General features: G+C 41.3%; 12 protein-coding genes and 1 tRNA gene. 2 read left to right on the forward strand and 11 right to left on the reverse strand.

Translation table 11 applies throughout. The features are described from left to right. Positions 1–34: 34 nt before the first annotated feature. Positions 35–109 (forward strand) — tRNA-Val (locus tag ACWICE_RS02565). 626 nt (positions 110–735) lie between these two features. Beyond that, positions 736–1098 carry a hypothetical protein gene (locus tag ACWICE_RS02570; RefSeq protein WP_185212986.1) on the forward strand — a complete coding sequence of 121 codons (363 nt, stop codon included), beginning with the start codon at positions 736–738 and terminating at the stop codon, positions 1096–1098. Between the two features lie 240 nt (positions 1099–1338). On the opposite strand, the gene ACWICE_RS02575 is transcribed toward ACWICE_RS02570, so the two are convergent. The 11 genes from ACWICE_RS02575 to ACWICE_RS02625 all read right to left on the reverse strand — a co-directional run bounded on the left by ACWICE_RS02575 (position 1339) and on the right by ACWICE_RS02625 (position 19790). Further along, entirely contained in the window at positions 1339–3321 is a 1983-nt protein-coding gene (locus ACWICE_RS02575) for a putative porin (RefSeq protein WP_454297561.1), read from the reverse strand. 58 nt (positions 3322–3379) lie between these two features. After that, positions 3380–4195: a purine-nucleoside phosphorylase gene (locus ACWICE_RS02580; RefSeq protein ID WP_185212984.1), complete on the reverse strand. Its 816-nt coding sequence runs from the start codon at positions 4193–4195 to the stop codon at positions 3380–3382. A gap of 68 nt (positions 4196–4263) precedes the next feature. Continuing rightward, the gene (locus ACWICE_RS02585) at positions 4264–5775 is read right to left on the reverse strand and encodes a sodium:solute symporter (RefSeq protein WP_185212983.1); all 1512 of its coding nucleotides are present in this window, start codon (positions 5773–5775) and stop codon (positions 4264–4266) included. 15 nt (positions 5776–5790) lie between these two features. Next, positions 5791–6603, reverse strand: coding sequence for an N-acetylmuramic acid 6-phosphate etherase (gene murQ, locus ACWICE_RS02590; protein WP_185212982.1), 813 nt, complete (start codon positions 6601–6603; stop codon positions 5791–5793). A gap of 85 nt (positions 6604–6688) precedes the next feature. Next, positions 6689–7315 (reverse strand): polysaccharide deacetylase family protein, encoded by a 627-nt coding sequence (locus tag ACWICE_RS02595; RefSeq protein ID WP_454297562.1) that lies wholly within the window; start codon positions 7313–7315, stop codon positions 6689–6691. A gap of 53 nt (positions 7316–7368) precedes the next feature. Then, entirely contained in the window at positions 7369–9156 is a 1788-nt protein-coding gene (locus ACWICE_RS02600; RefSeq protein WP_454297563.1) for a glycoside hydrolase family 9 protein, read from the reverse strand. 10 nt (positions 9157–9166) lie between these two features. Further along, positions 9167–10996: an outer membrane protein assembly factor BamB family protein gene (locus tag ACWICE_RS02605; protein WP_454297564.1), complete on the reverse strand. Its 1830-nt coding sequence runs from the start codon at positions 10994–10996 to the stop codon at positions 9167–9169. 54 nt (positions 10997–11050) lie between these two features. Beyond that, positions 11051–12913, reverse strand: a complete 1863-nt coding sequence (locus ACWICE_RS02610) for a RagB/SusD family nutrient uptake outer membrane protein (RefSeq protein ID WP_454290636.1) — start codon at positions 12911–12913, stop codon at positions 11051–11053. Positions 12914–12924: 11 nt separating this feature from the next. After that, positions 12925–16395: a SusC/RagA family TonB-linked outer membrane protein gene (locus tag ACWICE_RS02615; protein WP_454297565.1), complete on the reverse strand. Its 3471-nt coding sequence runs from the start codon at positions 16393–16395 to the stop codon at positions 12925–12927. A 162-nt stretch (positions 16396–16557) separates the two neighbouring features. Continuing rightward, entirely contained in the window at positions 16558–17790 is a 1233-nt protein-coding gene (locus ACWICE_RS02620) for an exo-beta-N-acetylmuramidase NamZ family protein (RefSeq protein ID WP_454297566.1), read from the reverse strand. Positions 17791–18143: 353 nt separating this feature from the next. Continuing rightward, positions 18144–19790, reverse strand: coding sequence for a glycoside hydrolase family 10 protein (locus ACWICE_RS02625; protein ID WP_454297567.1), 1647 nt, complete (start codon positions 19788–19790; stop codon positions 18144–18146). Positions 19791–19803 lie beyond the last annotated feature (13 nt).

The following is a 19803-nucleotide window of genomic DNA, read 5'->3' on the forward strand; positions in this document are numbered from 1 at the left end:
ATTCCGATAAAAATTCGGAAGTGGTCAATAAAAAGGAGGCTTAGCTCAGCTGGTTCAGAGCATCTGCCTTACAAGCAGAGGGTCACTGGTTCGAATCCAGTAGCCTCCACTACCGAAAGAAAAGCATCAAGAAATTGATGCTTTTTTGCTTTACCCTATTTGGCCTCAAACCATCCAGCTAAAATAATGTTGTCTCATTGGACAATAGGCCACAAATACGCTCTCTTTTCCTTGTGCCACCCTGAGAAGTAAAAATTTGGACTAAATTTATTGGAAGTTGATGACAGTAATTGGCAATGAAAATCAATTAGCTCTTTTATTTTTTAAATATAGAACCCCTTTTGGGGTTCCATTATTTTAGCTGGTATGGTACGTTAGCCTGAAAGTAGCGCAAAAACGATGTTCGATTAATCGAACATCGTTTTTGCAAAACATTCATTTAAAATAGGGCAATACATCTCAAATAAGTTTATTTTAACAATGTCACCTTGAGGAACGAAAGGTCTCGGAACTATACAGACCATGATTGTATTAGCGAACAGTTCCTGTACCTTCCGTACAGAATGACACGCCCATATAGAGAAGAAACGTACATATTCTTTACTGATCGTTCAGAATCAAAAATGCTATAAACCTATGTTTTGATAATTATTATTTCCTATTTATTAATTATTAAACCAATAGGATTTTTTAATATTTTAAAACGTTATATTTACAACCTCAAAAAATCTCAATATGAAAAACCTATTAGTAATGGGTATTATTATTTTAATAACCTCATGCGCAACTTCAATGTCTCCTTCAAAAATAAGCTCTGCTTTACCTGCACTAACAAAAGCTAAATTTTATTCTAGTGTCCAAGCATCAGAAGCAATTAAAAGCTCTAAATGCAAAGTCCTGGTACATGACAGAAAATATCTAGCTCCAATTGGCCTCACGACGAGAGGCGACTTAAAAAACGGCGCAAAAGGTATAGATGAATGGGTTTCAATTGATGGAGGCAATGCTTATACCCTTAAAAACTATCAATGGCTAACCGTTGACGAAAAAGGGTCAACCCAATTGCAGATCGAATTCAACACCATGGCTTGTGATTAGACCATAATCAAAAAATCCTCACAGCAATAATCCTGACCTCATTCGAGACACATTCGGAATTTTCGCAATATGTCCCGAACATGCCTCGAATAATACTCAAAGCCCATCGCCAAAAATCCTCTCAAAAAACTACGCACTTTTACAAGATTTCACCTGTAATCCACACAAAAACTCCCCTCCCTGGCAAGAATTTTCACCAAGTCTAAATACTAAATACTCTCTACTAAATACTAAAAACCACTAATCATAGAACTTCCAGGATACCCCAAACCTTAGGTTTGCAGGCGCCATAGGATAACGTCTTACGCTGTAATACCCATTAGGGTACACATGTTGGTTGACGAAGTTATAGCTTAAGAAAAGATTGACACGATCGATGTTTCCAGTGAACCAAAGATCGGCGATAGGGTAAGTTGAGAACTCGATCCCTACGTTGTCATTATAGAACTGTCCGGAGTTGATGGAATAAGAAGGTGTACGGAATGGGGTATTGAAACGTACATCCATACCCAATCTAAAGTCCATGACATTGTACAGCTTGTTCGCATAGTAGAAACTGTGCCATGTGTACAGCTCTGGCGTCGCCAGGATGTCCATCGCATCGGACTTTTGGTAAACCACGCGGTTATCTAAGTGGAACCTACGGAACTTGAAGTTCTGGCCGACGGTCAGTTTCAAGAGATTAAGGTTTCCCTCTTGGGTAGGCAGGATATTCCTCGCACCCAATATATTGTTGTCAGGATTTGGAACTTCCTGAAAATAAGTATAGTTATTGATCAAGAAATACTCCAGCTTTCCGTTGAAGCCTAACTTATCATTTGCGTATTGAAAGGAAAGGTTTTGGGTCTTGATCTTATTCAGATTAAGGTCTTCCTCTTTCCAGGAATGGTAAGAAAGGTTGGCATTTTGGAATATCATTTCGGGCGATTTATTCTGGGAATAGGCACCGATCCTTAATTTTCCTAAGGTTTCGTTCAAATGTATGTCGGCATAGGCCTCATAAAGGAAATCCCCAAAGTTTCGGCCTACCACAATTTGGTTGGCGGTAAAATTGACGTCAACTTTATCGGAAAACTTATAGCCGACAGCTCCCTTTACCATGGAGTTCTGGTAAAACTTATTCAACACACTGTCTGCATACCATATCAGGTCATTTTGGAAGCCCAGTTCGACCTTAGCTTCATTCTTGAGGCTTTTCCCTCGGAGATAGAAACTATAGGTAAAATCGTTCGAAATGGTTGTAATTTTTGTTGTGTCCTCTACCCTTACCAGATTGTTGAAAGGTAGGGCATTATAGAGGTCCGCCTGATTCTTGAAGAAGATAAACTTCTGTTGCCTGATACTGGAGTTATGGGCAATAACATTCGTTGGATGGATTTCGGCGTCTGGACCATTGCCACTGACCGTGTCGATCCTTCCCATAAAATAGGATTGCCTGATAAAGAAGCCCAGATCTTTCCATTTATTATAAGGGCGGTTTGACTGTATCCCATCCAATTTCACGGGATAACGAGATGGCGAAGTATTGCTGGAAGTATCCCTGAATAAGGTATCGTTCCTTACCGAACCGTTCTCGGTCGCGTCTAAGGTGTTGAACGTAAAGTTTGAAAGGAGGTTGTACCTCTTGCTAGGCGATTCGTACCAGGCAAATACAGCCCCTTTTCGGTCACTATATTGTTGGTTATTATAAAATCCGTCGGTATTGGTAGCATGGTATTCCGCACCAATATTCAGGTGGGGATTAATATTCTGCGCCAATTTAGCTCGGAAAACCTGATCATCAAAGAAGAAACCTACAGCATATAATTCTGAATAACGAGCACGAGCACGGTAATATTGGACAGAATCCGGATGCAGGATATATCGTTCCATGGCATGATAGCCGGATTGAAAACCAATGGTCTTGTCCGGGTTGAACAACAAGTCTCGAGTCGCCAAACCATAGGACCCTAGGTTGATTGAAGGATCCCAAGGAAGGTTCTGTTTATTGTAATATTGGAAATTGACATGGGAAGTATCGATCTGAAAGGTCTTTGTTCCCCGCTTCATTGTTTTCAGGTTAGTAAACCTTACGTATTTAGCCGTGAAGATGACTGAATCTTTCTTATTATCCTCTGCATTACGCGCAGAATCCAATGCAGAACTGAACTCCTCTTCAGTCTGGGCGTATAGTTTAGGAACAAGGCTAAACAACAACAATACAAACAATAACCTTCTTAGCATACTCAAATCAGGAACGGTACAAAATTTATGCCCTCAAAAATAGCGCAAAAAACCAAAATTATTGCAATGCGATCAATTCTTTTAAAATACTTGTCATTTTTGGTTCTGCCTTTGCGGCCACTTCCACTATTTCCTGAAGCGATACCGGTCTTAGATTCGGATGGAAACCTTCATCTGTCACTACGGAGATGGCAAAAACAGGTAATCCCATATGATTGGCAACAATCACTTCAGGAACCGTACTCATTCCGACGATATCTCCTCCGATAATACGCATGTAGCGGTATTCGGCACGGGTTTCAAGATTTGGTCCCGGAGCGGAGACATACACCACTTTATGGGTTCTGAAACCTAGATTATTGGCGATCTCCATGCCTTGTTCGATCATCTGGAAATTATAAGGCTGGCTCATGTCAGGGAAACGGGGCCCCAGGTCCTCATCGTTCGTTCCCCGTAATGGATTATCGGGAAGTAAGTTGATATGATCTTCAATAATACCGATATCACCTTTTCGGATATCAGGGTTCAAGGAACCTGAAGCATTGGATACGAATAATTTTTGGATCCCTAAGCCTTTCATCACGCGAACAGGGAAAGTGATTTCCTGCATGCTGTAACCTTCATAATAATGGAGTCTACCTTGCATGGCTACCACCTTACGCCCATTGAGGGTTCCAAAGATCAATTTTCCGGTATGAAATTCAACGGTAGAGATTGGGAAATTGGGAATATTGGAATACATCATCTGAAATTCCACTTCAATTTCCTCTACAAGTTTTCCAAGGCCTGTGCCTAAGATAATTCCGAATTCTGGGGTGAAATCGCCGATTTTACGACGGATAGATTGGATAGATTCTTCAATCATTTGATACATGTGTGCAAAAAAACTAGTTAATCAAACTTACTGTTATTTTTTTGCACACACAAATCAAAGGAATAGGCTTACTTTACAGCAGTCATGGGTTTTCTAACTTTTCCAGGAGAAGTTAACCATAACAAGATAAATGTAGTTAAGCCATTATAAACGATCAGCTCGAAGCCGATTTTATATTCAGTCAGTGGTAATAGATAGGTCGTCAACAAGTACATCAATATCGGTGAAACGACACAGATGTAAGGCACAAGGTTATCTTTGACCCGCATCTTGGTCAAGATACCGAAAGAGAACAGGCCTAACAATGGACCGTAAGTGTATCCAGCAATCTTAAAGATGGCTGATACGACCGACTCATCGTTGATGACATGGAACAACAAAATAACCAATAACATAACGATCGAGAATGCAAAGTGCACATAGTTACGTTGTTTGACCAATTTTGGATCATTAGGGTTTTCCTTTTTATTGAAGTTCAAGAAATCCACACAATAAGAAGTGGTCAAGGCTGTCAATGCAGAATCTGTTGTTGCGAATGTCGCTGCTGTCAATCCCATCATAAAGATAATTCCCGGTACGATAGACAGGTGTCTCAAAGCGATTTCTGGATACAGATAATCCGATTTGCCCAGGTCAGCGATATTGATTCCGTTTGCATCAGCATAGAAATACAACAAAGCACCCACCGCTAGGAAGAATAGATTGATCACCACGAAGATACCTGTAAAGGTCATCATGTTGGTCTGTGCTTCCTTGATGGTTTTCATGCTCAGGTTTTTCTGCATTAAATCTTGGTCAAGACCTGTCATGGCAATGGTCACGAAGATACCGCCGATCACATGTTTCCAGATATTCCTAGGGTCGCCCAATAGGTTCTCCCAGATAAATACTTTGGAATAGGTGCTTTCCTTAACCTTTTCAAAGGCCTCTGTAACGGTCCAGCCCAAGCCATCTGCCATAAAATAAATAGACAGGACAACGGCCAATAATAGGAAAGTCGTCTGTAAAGTATCGGTAATAATAATCGTTTTTAATCCGCCCTTATTGGTGTACAGCCAAATTAAAATAAGACAGACTGCCACAGTTAGGATGAATGGTACATTCCAAGCATCGAAAATATAGCGCTGCAATACGATGGCAACTAGGTACAATCTAAATGCAGATCCGATAGTCCTGGAGATCAAAAAGATCATTGCTCCGGCCTTGTAACTTTTGTGACCTAAACGTTCTTCCAAATAAGTATAGATGGACGTTAGGTTCATGCGGTAATAAAGCGGAAGCAAGACATAGGCGATGATAATGAAGCCTATGGCATTCCCGAGGACAAACTGAAAATAACTGAAATTATTGGGGTCGCTCAGGCCTGCGGGCGTGTTGCCCACATCACCGGGAACTGAAATAAAGGTAACTCCCGATAGGGCGGTTCCGATCATACCGAAGGCAACCATGTACCATTTGGCATTTCTGTTCGCGACAAAGAACGTGGAGTTATCGGAGGAATTTCTGGATGTAAAATAAGCTACAGCCAAAAGAAGCCCAAAATAAACCACGATAAAAGTTAGCAGGATAATTGGTGACATAGGTAGATCTAAATTTTATTTATTAAGGTTAAAATTATCGATAGCCTTTCGAACATTTCCGAACTCTTCGATCAGTGCAGTTGCAGTCTCTTCGTCAGTTCCGGTTTCTGCCATCACCATACGAACCCCTCTTCCTACCAATTTATGATTAGAGAGCTGCATATCGACCATTTTATTTCCCTTAACTCTGCCTAATTGGATCATGACAGCAGTACTGATCATGTTTAACACCAATTTTTGAGCAGTTCCAGCTTTCATACGAGTAGAACCCGTAACGAATTCAGGGCCTACGATAACTTCAATAGGATATTTTGCACGGGCTGCAATCGGTGAGTTTCCATTACAAACCAAACATCCGGTTGCAATCCCTAACTCATTCGCTTTATCAAGTCCGCCAATAACGTAAGGAGTGGTTCCAGAAGCGGCAATACCAAGGACAAAGTCATTTTCATTGATCGCATATTCTTCTAAATCTTTCCAAGCTTGTTCAACATCATCTTCAGCAAACTCCACCGCTTTACGGATAGCCGTATCGCCACCAGCGATCAATCCGATTACCCAATCAAAGGGCACACCGTAAGTAGGCGGGCATTCAGATGCATCCAAGATACCCAAACGACCCGAAGTCCCTGCACCGATATAGAACAGACGCCCACCAGCCTTCATACGGTCAGCAACGACCTTCACTAAGGCATCAATTTGAGGAATAACCTTTTCAACTGCCAACGGCACTGTTTTATCTTCATTATTAATATTAGTCAGGATCTCAAGAACCGACATCTTATCTAGGTCTTGATAGTTGGAATCTTTCTCCGTTGTGTTGATCATAGCCTTCAGCATTTGCAATACATTCAATAACTTTTCGTAAATATGCGACTTTTTGCTAAAAAACGCAAAAACACGCATGTTAATTTTATATCTCGTCGAGTGGGACGAATTTATAATTTTTATTCTTCAATAAATCAATCAATCTTTCTAATTGATTAAATAATTTATCTTCTCTTTTAGGGTCAGTGCCAAGATGGACAATAATTTGGAATCCATTGAGGCCCTTGCTCTGTTCATACTCAGCCAATTGTTTCAGAATCGCTTCAGTGGACAAATACCGCGCTCCCATTTCTGGATACGTGTAATCTGCCGCTGTTCTTAAACCTGGAGTAAAATTATACAGGTCCATGCCCAATTCCTTCGTCCAGGCTGCAATTTGCTTATTGTACCATTCATACGGAGCAACAAATTTGTCCATTTTCTTGATACCAATCGCATGAAGCTTATCCAGATTGGCCTGTAAATCGTTGACAAACTCCACTTTAGATAGCAAAAGGCTATCCCTGTTCTCCCAAGGTGCATACAACAGGTGCTGGTCAGAATGTGGACCAACATAATGTCCTTGACGATATAATTTGTTCAGCACCTTTGCGGATTTCTGATCTTCCAGAAATCTTCCTGTAACAAAGAAGCTCCCTTTCACTTTTTCTTTATCGAGTGTTTCTGCAACTGTTTGCAGTCCTTCCCTGAATTCATCGCCTGTAAAAATCAAGCTAACCTGCCTTTTACTGGTATCGCCCCTGATGATGGCGCCTTGTGAATCCGTTATTCTTTTTTTTTTGATTCACTCTCTTTTGCCGACAACAGATAGATCAACGAAGCTGTTCCATCCATGGTTGGCTCATTCGTGCTATAATCACCAAAATCGTCATGATAAACCACCAAATCACTTTGGAATGGAGCATATCCATCCGGCTTGTACAATTGAATCCCGATCAGGTTATTGTAGATCGCTGAATATACCGGTCCATCCACCAATCCCCCATCGATTGGATAGTTGTGTAAATATGTAAACGACGAATGTGGCTCGGTTGGTGTATCACCATGTGCAGGTAATCCATAAACCATACTGGTTCCCCAAGGATTAACACCAAATAACCAATCTATATTAGCTTGTTCCAATTCTTGGAATTGCTTGTCCCCAGAAGCTTCACGATACCATAAGCATTGGATAGCAAATGAGGTGGTCAAATTGTTACTGCACCAAATAAAAGGAACTCCGCGATAGAACATGTTGTCCTTAGCACGAGCATTTACTTCCTCGATACCTTCCTTATAATAGCCTAGGGCTTCTTTCTTCACCTTGCCATCCACTGATTTTGCCAATTCAAAATGGCCGAGGTTAATGAAAGGATAATATTGATAGTGGTTTGCGGTATCCCTTACCATCCAAGGAGTTACTTTTTCCTGTCTGGCAAAGTCCATTGCTTTTTGGATATGTTCCTGGTTTTGGTTCAGGTTGAACATGGTGGCTTCAGCCAATTCCATATCGTCAACCCAGTTATCTTCAGCATAAATATAAGGTGATTTGACCGAAACAGTCTGGGTTACCCCTGGTTTGATATATGCGTATTGATAAGCCGTACCTGCCTTTTCCTTTAAGATTGAGGCATAATCAGCGTTCTGATCTTTAAGTAATTGATGACCCAAACCAAAGGCGCTCACAAATTTTGCAGCAGTGGAACTTGTCCCTGTGGTATTGTTCATGAATTTTCCTCTTTGCTGCGGATTACCATCGATAAAATATACCGGCCTTTCATGGCCTCTTCCATAAACTGAGTCTTGGCCCGGCAAGCGCATGGCGGTATGATCACGGTCATCTGCAATCTGATTGAACATGATATTGGGTTTGGGATGCATTTTCACCAACCAATCTAATCCCCAGATAGCTTCATCCAAAACATCAGCAATTCCGTTTTTACCATCCAGTCCGTTTGCTTGTTTCTCATCGGTAAATACGGATGAAAAATCACGATAAGCTGCCAATAAATGATAGGTAGCATTTGCCGATGTGGTGGCATACTGCAAATAATCAGAAGCATCATGCCATCCGCCCGCCACTTCTACACGAGTGCTATCAGGCATACCAACGGAACTGGCATACATGGTAAACCCATCATGAGTATGGCAAGAATCTTGAAGGAATGGATTAAATAGCGTCCTTTGCTGACGCATGTACCTCAAGGTAAAATCGGCGGTGCCTTTATAGACATCTGCATTGATCTTAAAACTTGGAGACTTTGTACCATCATCGGCCAGTAGGTAATATTCGCCATTTTTGTTGAATTTACTGAAATCCAACCTGTAACCTAATTGGAAGGGTCCATATTGGCCAAATTGTTTACCTGTCTTGGCCGTAAAAACGGCTTTATTATTGTTTTTATCGATTAAACTAAATTTCTTGATCCCTTTATCTCCTTTAGTTACCCATACAGCTACTTTTTTATTATCAGGAAGATAGCCTAATTGGTTTATCCTGATCCAGGAATTCTCTTGTGAAAAGGCCTGAAAAGCACAAAGAAGGAAAATAAACAAGGAAAGTACTCTATTCATTATTCTCGGTTTAGTAGGTTAGCATTACGATTTTTCCGTCCATAGTACTGACAACAACTCTGTCTTTCAGTACGAGTGGCGGATTGATCATACCATTGGAAATCTTGTATTGCCAAGCTGTTTTTCCGGTTTTAGGTTCAACAGCAGACAATAATCCCTTGTCGCTAGGTACAAATATATATTTTGAATTGGTATAAATTGCAGTTGGAGCTAATTCATATGGTAATTTTATTTCGGCCTTCCAATTTACCTCCATTTTATCGGCAGTAACCGGCACTCCGATCAATTCTCCGTCCATGGTCTTGGCCAGGACTAGCTTTCTATCTTTTGAAATACCCATCGACTCCCTTACACGGTATTCATCTTTCTTTTCACGCCAAATAGTTTGGCCAGTCTTTAGATCGATCGCTGTCATAAAGCGGTCCGGAGCGACGATGAAAACACGATTGTTTTCCACTACTGGATAACAGGCTGCCGCAGAAAACATCCTATTGGTATGGCCGTTGTCCCATTTCCAAACTAACTGACCTGTCTTTTGATCTAGCGCATAGAAACCGTTTTTCCAACTTCCAAAAATTACTTTATTATCAGCTAAGGTTGGCAAAGTCGAAACATAGCCTTGCACCTCATTAAAGCTCCAGATTAAATTTCCGGTTTTCACATCTATACAACGGAAGATTCCATCTGATGCGCCGATATAGGCTTTTCCATTTTTTACCACTGGCGAACCAAGCACTGCTTTATCAGCCTGCAGCTTCCAAAGTTCTTTTCCAGTTTTGGCATTTATGCCATAAATAAAATGGTCTGATGAACCGACCACTACCACTCCTTTATGTACTGCCGGGGTAGAATATACTTTTCCAGCAGTTTTGAAGGTCCATTGCTTCTTTCCTGTTTTCAGATCCAATGCATAAACCTCACCTACCGTATTGGCAGTGTACATCCATTTTTTATCGGCCGTAATACCGGCACCGATATCACCATGGTCTTCATATTCCCAAAGCACTTTCGCTTGGCTGTTTGCATTCAATGCGTAGTTTGGTCTTTTTACACCTTGAACAGCGTCTGGAGAGACAGGTTTAAGCGGCAGTTTCAGCCAATAATCTTCGGTAATAAAAAGAGGCCTTCTGACCTGGAAAAACACCGAATCGGAAGAAACCGTGATAATATTATATCCACCTACTGCATCCTTTGCACGCAGATTAGATCTGGCCATTACGCCAGGGATTCCCTCCCAATCATACAGTTTATTGATGTGGCCATGACCACATAGCGCCAATTGTACGTTTTTGGTTTTGATGCGATCAATATTTTCATACCAATTGTTCAATGAAGAATCCAAAGGGTAATGGTTAATGGCGATCAAGGGTTTTTGTTGATCAGGATGAGCCTTAAAGATCGAATCCATCCATACCAGGTTCTCCCTTGGAATTTGCCCCGGACTCATACGCATATTAGGCCCCGAAGTAGTTCCTATAAACTGAACGCCATTATGTTCGAAAAAGAAAGTTTCAGCACCAAAAACCTTACGGAAAGAGTTCGCACCACTTTCTGACCAGTTGCTGTCATGGTTTCCCGGAATGACATATAGTGGTAAGTTCAGACTATCCAAAATCTGTTTTGCCAAGGCCAGTTCCTCATCGGAACCAAACTCGGTGACATCCCCCGACAGGATCACGAAGTCGATGCCTTGCTGCTGATTTAAGTCCAGAACCGTTCTGCGTAAATCATCAGCTCCTGTAGCACCACCAACATGTGTATCGGTTACTTGAGCAAATCTGAAAGTCTGAGAAAATAGGTTTAATGGCAATAGGAACAGCAAAAATAATAGTCTTCTCATAGCATAAATATAGAGCAAAAGGTCAATTGCTTGACCTTTTGCTTAAAATTTTCATTAATTCCAACCCGGTGTTTGGGTCAAAGTATAACCTTGGTCTTGGTAAGCTTGGATCAACCCGATACTTACTGGAGAAAGGTAGTTTTTAGGTAGGACAGGTAGACGGTTAGTGAAATTTCTAACCACATAGTAACCCTCCATTTCAGCATCATTGCTTCCATCATAAGTTACGATGGTACCATCCGCTTTTTTAACCTGTAATCTTTTTACGAAAGCGTTTAAGATTTTTCCAGGATTACTCTTGTCGCCGAAATCTTTCACACCGATAACCCATGAACCCAATTTATAGGAATCATCATTAAAGTTAAGGTTTTCTAGTTTTTTCCAACGGCGGATATCTTGGATACGTGCATATTCGAATACAAATTCCATACGACGCTCGCGACGGATTTCCCACATTAGTGGAGATACATCAGCATCTTTATTAGGATCTGCAGGAATAGCACCAAGCATCAAAGGTTCTGTTTGTTTAACTCCTTTAGCTACAGCAACTGCATCCAATGGTCTTTTACGGATGGCATTGATGGATTTATCCAAGTCAGCTTGAGAAACCGCAGCTCCACCATAGTTCTCAGCTAAGATCTGTTTTGCCTCTACCCAGTTTAACACCACCTCAGCGTAACGAGCTATTGGTGCATCATTGGTATTGGTGTTTGAACTCCATTTAGCAGGATATGCTTTTCCAGAGTTCAAGAAATCTAAAGCCTCTCTACCAGCAAATTTATGGGCATAAACTAAGGTACCAACAGCTGGAGAGTTTACCGTATCCATAAAAGTAGCTTCGAAACGAGGGTCACGTGTTTTTACCAATTCTTTTAATCTGAAGTTTTTAGCATTGGCTACTCCAGAGTTTTGGTAAGTCTTGCCATCGTTACAGATGAATGCTTCGATCAAGTTCAAGTTTGCTGAACGTGGTTGGTTTTCTGTACCGTTACTATAAGAAGCTACCGCATGTCTGATTGCCAAAGCATCATCATAGGTTCTGAAGAAAATAACCTCAGGGTTTCCTGCTAAGCTTTCCGATGCGAATAAGCTCTTGAAATCAGAACCAAAGGTAAATTTACCTGATTCCATTACGTATTGCGCGGCATCACGAGCTAGTTCCAAGTATTTCTTTGCTCTAGTTTTATCCAAGTTGTGGTAATGTTGCCAAGAACCTTCAAATAACATCATGTTGGACATCAAAGTGGCTGCTACGTATCTATTCAGATTGCTTACTCCATCATTATCACGCATGTTTGCCAATACATATTTGAAGTCTTCATATACATGGTCCATTACCTCAGCACGAGGCGTACGATCTTTGTATTGTTCGTCCAAATTAGTCGGGTCAACGATATCGCCATAATATGGAACATCACCGAAATTACTAACCAAACGGCTATATTCATAAGCTCTGAAGAAACGAGCAACTGAAGACCAGTGCTTGTATTCGTCTTCTGTCAACTTTGGTTTTGCTAAGTTCTCGATACGGTTCAACATCAAGTTGGCTTTTCTGATCCATACGAAGTTCCAGTTTGGACCTGGGTGCTCAGCACGTAAAGATGCTACCAAAGTACTTGCCGAACCGCCAGGATCAGTCGGAAGACTGGACAGCAAGGCTAACTGTTGGTTCTCTGACGTTAAATCATCGGAAAAGTTATATCCTGTTAGCGGAGTATAAGCTGTCCCGAAGCTGGAGTTATAGCCAACGAAGAAGCTGGTATAAAAGTCATTTGCAAAAAGACGTAGGTCATTTTCATTTCTCCAGTAGGTAGGCTCTGAGTCCACCATGGCGTTTAACTCCGGTCTATCTAGCAGGGTATTACAGCTGCTGAAAAACAGGGCTGAACCTAAAAATAAATATGATAATTTTTTCATTGTCGTAAGGATTAGAAGTTTAACTGTACACCGAATGAAGCAGATTTGAATGATGGAGTACCAACCCCAGTTCTACCTGTGTTATAGTTACTTTCATTAAACATAGAGAATCCAGAAACCACCTCTGGGTCGATTGGCAAGCCATTCAATTTATCCCATGTAAAGAAGTTTTCTAAAGCCACATAAACACGTACATTGCTCAATTTAGCTGGAGCGATAAAGCTCTTAGGCAATACATAACCAAATGTGATGTTCTTGATTCTGGTGTAAGATAGATCCAATAAGTATTTAGACTGAACCTGCATGTTGTTGGCATCGTTGCTACCCGCATTGTTGAACGCAGCTGGATAGAAAGCAGCTGTGTTGTCTGGCGTCCAGTAATCATCTACAATTGCTGCTGGCATAGCACCATCCGCGGTATTATAACCAGCGATTGCCAATGCACCATTACCCCACATTGCACGTTGTCCTGTTCCTTGGAAGAAGATAGAGAAATCGAATCCTTTGTAATCAGCGCCTAAACGTAAACCGTAGTTATAACGTGGAGTCGTGTTACCAATGATTCTTCTATCACCAGGGTTATCTACCGTACCATCACCGTTATCGATTTCACCATCACCGTTCAAATCCTTGAATTTCACATCACCAGGACCGAAGTTGAACGTATTGGTATTTTCTAAACGAGGTTGGTAAACTCCATTAGGATCTTTTAATTGGTAAGCTTTACCATCACCATTTGCAAAGTATTTGGTCATGTCCTCCGTTAAATTGATCAACTGAGGTTTTCCATCAGCGCCCAATACGAAGTCATCCATTTGGTAAAGTCTATCGGTTTCATAACCCCAGATATCTCCATATGCAGAACCATCATAGTAAGAACCTGTTGTTCTTTGGCTAGTCACATTATAGAATCTTGAGATCGCATCATCAAAGTTTGCACGAACATTGATGCCTAGACCATTATTAAAGCGGTGGTTATAGTCTACTGCTACTTCATAACCTTTTGTTTTTAAGGTACCGAAGTTTCCAAGAGGTGCAGCGCCACCGGTAGTCCAGGTTGTACCTTGAAATCCTACGAACATATTGTTGGTATTACGAACATAGTAATCGAAAACCAAACCTAGTTTGTTGTTTAAGAAACGAGCATCAACTCCAAAGTCAATAGTTTCTAGATCTTCCCAAGAGATATCTCTTAAGCTGAATGTAGGCGTAGGTACGCCATAGTATTTATTCTGACCACCGATCCACAAAGTCTCGTAAGGAAACATGTTAGGTGTATACAAACTTGCAGGAACGGCTTGGTTACCGATTACCCCGTATGAACCTCTAAATTTCAAGTGAGATAATGCCGGTTTAGCCCATTGCATGAAGTTTTCTTCTGAAGCCACCCATCCGGCAGAAGCTGATGTAAACCATCTCCAGATCAAATCATCCACGAATTTTGAAGATCCATCATAACGTGCATTCGCTTCCAAAAGGTATTTGTTTTTGAAGGCATAGTTTACACGACCGAAGAAACCTACCTGACTAGTCCAGAAAGTACCACCAGAACCTGTTACTGTACCTGAAGCAAGATCGAATTGCGGATTGCTTAAGTCAAGTAGGTTAGTTTTTTGAGTCCAGTTGTATTTACCATAATCAGACACCAAGTTTGAACCCACCATAAATTTGAATTCATGGCCGTTGTCAAGGTTTAGATTATAAGTAGAGAAAGCATTGAAAGTATGTTTATACTCATATGCTGCACGAGCGTATACGTGGTCAGGATTTGCTCCTGGGGCTGTATATTCATGTGTATTCAAGTCGTATGCTGCGATAGCTCCAGGAGAACCTGCAGGCACTACAGCACCTGTATTGTCCACATAAACCTGGTTACCATTGGCGTCTAAACGTTGAACCGGAGCGATCCAGCTGTTAGCTGCTGTAAAACGAGTACCCGGTCTAAACCAATCGTAGTCCTCATTGGTGAAGTTGTAATCCACATCTAATCTCCAGTTCTTGGTCATATTGACTGTTGCACCAGCGTTCAAGTTGATGTAGTTACGTTTCATTGATGCTTCGTTTGCATCTTCGTACTCCGACCAAGGGCTACGGATTTTGCTTCCGTTCTCATCCAATCCCATTGGATAAACTGATGACCAACGGTACATGTAGTACCAAGGGTCGGCAGTGGTAGAGTTCGTCGCATAAGGATATAGCTTTTGACGTTGGGAGAACATGGCTCCGGCACGCAAAGTCAAGTAATCACTTACATCTGTAGATACCCTTACTGCAGCATTTGCTCTTTTGAATTTATCAGAGTCACCAGCTTTCAACATCCCGCTTTGAGAGATGTGTCCAAAAGTGGCTGTATATTTAGTCCTACCTACAGAACCATTGATTGAAGCATTGTTGGTAATAGTTGGAGCCCATTCCCTTACCATGTAATCGTAAGGATCATAGGTTCTCAAACCTATTTTACGAGAAGTATTGGTTGGGTCAACAATCCAGTCACGTCCGAAAACAGTAGGATCGTTTGGACCTAATGTAGTTCCATATTTGTCATCCCATTCCTTCGCCATTTCATAACCTTCTGGAGTTACATAATAGAAAGCACCAGAGATGTTTGATCCAATACGCTCCATGGCATCTTTGGTATATTTCAACGCATTGATCCTTCCCATTTCATATTGTTTGAAAGGGTTTTGGAACGAGAAGTTATTGGAATAGGAAATATCGATTTTTTCACCTTTAGCACCGGTTTTGGTCGTAATCAAGATTACACCGAATGCAGCTTTAGCACCGTAGATCGATGATGAAGCAGCATCTTTCAATACCGTAATGGATTCGATATCGTCAGGGTTCACATATTGGATACTTGGGATTTCCACGTTGTCCAATAAGATCAGAGGATCTCCTGAAGCCTGCAATGAAGCAACTGCACCACGGATTTTGATACGAGGATCAGAACCTACCTCACCCGATGGAACCGTCACGGTCAAACCAGGGGTAACCCCTTGGATACCACGACCCACATCTGCGATAGGACGACCTTCTAAGTTATCTTTTACACTGATTGTTGAAACGGCACCTGTTAAGTTACCTTTCTTTTGAGTACCATAACCCACGACAACAACCTCATCCAACAGGTCGCTGGAAGATTGAAGCGTTACGTTCATGGTATTACCAGCTACGGTAACCTCTTTGGATTCGTATCCAACATAGGAGAACCTTAAAGTCGAACCTACAGCGGCCGAAATTGAGAATTTACCTGATTCATCCGTAGAGGCTTTCACAGAGGAGCCTACTACCGAAACAGTAACACCAGCTAAGGGACCGTCCGGACCACTTACCGTACCTGTTACGGTATTTTGCAGCACCGATGAAGCATTTGTCCAGCTAGCATGGTTTCCAAGTGCAACAACACCTTTGTTTGCCTCAAAAGACGCATAAGTCGGCATTGTTAAACCCAGAGCGAGAGAAAAGAGTATAAGTCTTCGCATTGCTTTAAGATTAATAATTTATAATTTTTGTTATCATAATTCGGTTTATTCCCATCTAACTGAAACAACCGAGTTTGTTTGCGTGATAAAATGTTTTTCCAGCATCAAATGTCCCATTATGCGAATAGGCTCAATTAAATTGAGCCCTCACATGCTTGTTTTTCATTTGAAGTCTGGGTAGATCAAATATTTTGTTCTCATTTTCTTGTATTCATCCAATTCAGGTTTCCAGCTGGTACGGATTTCATCTTCTGTCTTTCCAGCAATGATTTGCTTTCTAAGTTCATCCGTTCCGGCTAGCTTGTCGAAGAATTCTGCTCGCACAAAAAACTTAGACTTGTCTGGCATTTTATTATAGAAATCGAGTATGTATTTTAAAGTAAATTTCTGTTTGTCGGCATCTAGACCTCTTAAATCTAGACCGTAATTGGTCGCTCCTTTTCCTTCTACGTGTTTAGCCATACCTGCTTTTTCACCTGGAGTAAAGGTAAAGTCTCCATAAACAGGGTCGGTAAAACCAACCACTTGGAAAGGCCAGTCTGTACCACGGCCTACGGAAATATCAGTTCCTTCAAACAGACATAAAGAAGAATAAAGGCGAACTGATAAATGGTTTGGCAAACTTGGGGAAGGGATAACTGGAAGGTCGTACATGCTATCATGCGTATATCCTTGAACCGGAACCACAGTCAACTTGCATTGACGTCCATTTTCTAACCACTTCTCGCCATTGATCATCTTTGCCAATTCTCCAACGGTCAAGCCGTGGACCATGGCAATTTTATGATAAGAAACGTTGGATTTGAATTTGTCGTCCTTACGAACAGGACCATCAACCTGATCACCACATGGATTAGGTCTATCCAGTACAATCAGTTCTTTGTTGTGCTTTGCACAAAGCTCCATGACACGGTGCAAGGAGGTTATGTAAGTATAGAATCTAGCACCAACATCTTGCAGATCGAAAATCATGACATCAACCGACTGAACGATTGAATCTTGTTTTTCATTTCCACCATATAGGGTAAATAATGGAAGACCAGTTTTAGCATCAACATCATTGCTGACTTTCTCGCCTCTTTCGATGTCACCTCGGAATCCATGCTCAGGTGCGAATCCAAATTTAAGGTCTACTTTCTCCCTTAACAGCACGTCTACCAAATGTTCCTTTTGCGGACCTACTACAGAGGTCTGGTTACCCATCAAACCGACTTTCTTACCTTTCAACAAAGGCAAGTAAGCAGTAAGCTGATCGGCAGCAGGCACAATGGTTTCTTGTTTTACAGTTTCAACTACAGGCTGTGAAGCATTTGAAGAGCTATTCTTCTTTGTTGAACCACAAGCACTTGTCAATAATAAACCAAGAACGGCAGAATATAAGAGTATGTTTCCCATTAATTAAGATTCGGTAAATTAGTTTCGCAATAAAAACTGGATAAAATTAAGACAAATACCGCACAATAAAGCAAATGAAACAGCAAAATCTGTCATATTCCGCAAAATAAAACGCAAAACACGCATGAATCAGAAAATGGAGATGTAAAAATCTGCATGAATAATTGAATGGAATCCTTGAAATTTAGCAGATTAAAGCATTTAGCTCCGCAACCGATTGCATCAGGAAGTGTAAATACTACACATATAAGTAACATTTGCGTGACACTATCGTTACAGTAAATATTTGTAAAATAAAAAAGCGGGAAAGAACGTTCTTTCCCGCTTTTTTATAAAATATTTTTGTTTAAATACTATTCTATAGCTTCACCAGCATAGTCGCCTTCATTGCCTAAACGGTCAATAGGCTTTACAGCAACGGCGTTTAATTTATGACCGTCTTTGCTCTTCGGCAAGCTCAATTCGGACTGAGGACCATCTAGGATCTGAATATCCCAAGTGTCTCCATAGCGCGCATAGGTCACCCATTTAAATACTTGCTCAGGTTGTTTGTGAAGCCACTTCACAAATACACTGCTCGGTTGATTGGTCAACAGCAAAGTTGGCTTCAAGATCGGATTGGCAGACAACCATGGGGACGCAGGAACCAAAGCCTTCTGCGAATATGGTCCATCGTGCAATGCTTTTAACAACATTGGGTTTTTGGTCAAACCGGCAATACTCCAATGTACTGCGCCTACGCTATTCGGAATTACTTCACGAGTAACCGCAATCTGGCGCTTGATCTCATCCGCTCTATTGGCAGCTCTAACTTCTACCGTATTCAGACCTGGCCATAAGTGGCGATTATGTTTGTTTTCAGATTGCCACCATTTCAGCAAGCTGGTAAAGCTTTGTCTAGGCGGATCAATTGGCCAATATAATTGAGGCGTGAAATAGTCAATCCAGCCTTCATTCAACCATAATTTAGCATCGGCGTAAAGTTCATCATATTGGGAGGAACCAGTTACCCCAGAAGGATAACCAGGCTTCCAGATACCAAAAGGACTTAAACCAAACTTAACGGAAGGTTTTTCTTTCTTGATCTCTGTATAAATACGCTTGATGAATTTATTGACATTATCTCTTCTCCAATCCGGGCGGCTTAGATTACCACCGTTCTTTTTATAGGCGAACCAGGTTTTGTCGTCTGGGAAATCTGCACCACCATTATAGGTTGCATATGGGTAGAAATAATCATCAAAGTGTACTCCGTCGATGTCATAGCGTTTCACAATATCCATGACCACCGAAGCGGCATGGTTTTGCGTTTCTTGACTAGCTGGATCAAACCAGTACATTCCGTTTCTAAGTCTAACCACATTCTCTGGCGATTTGCGCACTAGCGACTCGCTGGTCACCTGGCCTCCATTGCTGTGGTGAGCACGGTAAGGATTTAACCAAACATGCAGTTCCAACCCTCTTTTATGGGCTTCCTCGACCCAAAATTCCAATGGATCGTAATATGGACTTGGAGCTTTTCCGATAGTTCCGGTCAAGAAATAAGACCAAGGTTCTAAGCTGGATTTATACAAGGCATCAGCAGAAGGCCTTACTTGAAAGATAACCGCGTTGAAATTGTTGTTTTTCAACATATCCAATAGGTTAATGGCCTCTTGCTTTTGTTGTTCTGTCGATAGGTTGTTTTTGCTGGGCCAGTTGATATTGGCTACTGTGGCTACCCATGCTGCTCTAAATTCGCGGGGAACATTTGGTAGATTCGCTTTAAATACGGGCTTTTCTACAGGCTTCTTTTCAGCCACTTTTTCGCCTACAGGTTTCGTGGTAACCGGTTTTTCAACAGGTTTATCATCTGTTTTTGGAGCTTCCGTTGAAGTTTCCTGAGTCACCGTGGCGGTTGGCTGCTGCAATACTTTTCCTTGCCTTCTCTTCGACCCACAGGATAAAACTATCACCATCATCAGCACAAAAAGACAAAGACTTAAGATTTTTCTCATCATAAATTCATTCTTA

Source organism: Sphingobacterium sp. NPDC055346, assembly GCF_053645235.1.

Excerpts from the sequence above, each read along its gene's own strand:
- ACWICE_RS02570 (WP_185212986.1), top strand. The coding sequence starts at position 736 with ATGAAAAACCTATTAGTAATGGGTATTATTATTTTAATAACCTCATGC.
- ACWICE_RS02575 (WP_454297561.1), bottom strand. The coding sequence starts at position 3,321 with ATGCTAAGAAGGTTATTGTTTGTATTGTTGTTGTTTAGCCTTGTTCCT.
- ACWICE_RS02580 (WP_185212984.1), bottom strand. The coding sequence starts at position 4,195 with ATGTATCAAATGATTGAAGAATCTATCCAATCTATCCGTCGTAAAATC.
- ACWICE_RS02585 (WP_185212983.1), bottom strand. The coding sequence starts at position 5,775 with ATGTCACCAATTATCCTGCTAACTTTTATCGTGGTTTATTTTGGGCTT.
- murQ (WP_185212982.1), bottom strand. The coding sequence starts at position 6,603 with ATGATCAACACAACGGAGAAAGATTCCAACTATCAAGACCTAGATAAG.
- ACWICE_RS02600 (WP_454297563.1), bottom strand. The coding sequence starts at position 9,156 with ATGAATAGAGTACTTTCCTTGTTTATTTTCCTTCTTTGTGCTTTTCAG.
- ACWICE_RS02605 (WP_454297564.1), bottom strand. The coding sequence starts at position 10,996 with ATGAGAAGACTATTATTTTTGCTGTTCCTATTGCCATTAAACCTATTT.
- ACWICE_RS02610 (WP_454290636.1), bottom strand. The coding sequence starts at position 12,913 with ATGAAAAAATTATCATATTTATTTTTAGGTTCAGCCCTGTTTTTCAGC.
- ACWICE_RS02615 (WP_454297565.1), bottom strand. The coding sequence starts at position 16,395 with ATGCGAAGACTTATACTCTTTTCTCTCGCTCTGGGTTTAACAATGCCG.
- ACWICE_RS02620 (WP_454297566.1), bottom strand. The coding sequence starts at position 17,790 with ATGGGAAACATACTCTTATATTCTGCCGTTCTTGGTTTATTATTGACA.
- ACWICE_RS02625 (WP_454297567.1), bottom strand. The coding sequence starts at position 19,790 with ATGATGAGAAAAATCTTAAGTCTTTGTCTTTTTGTGCTGATGATGGTG.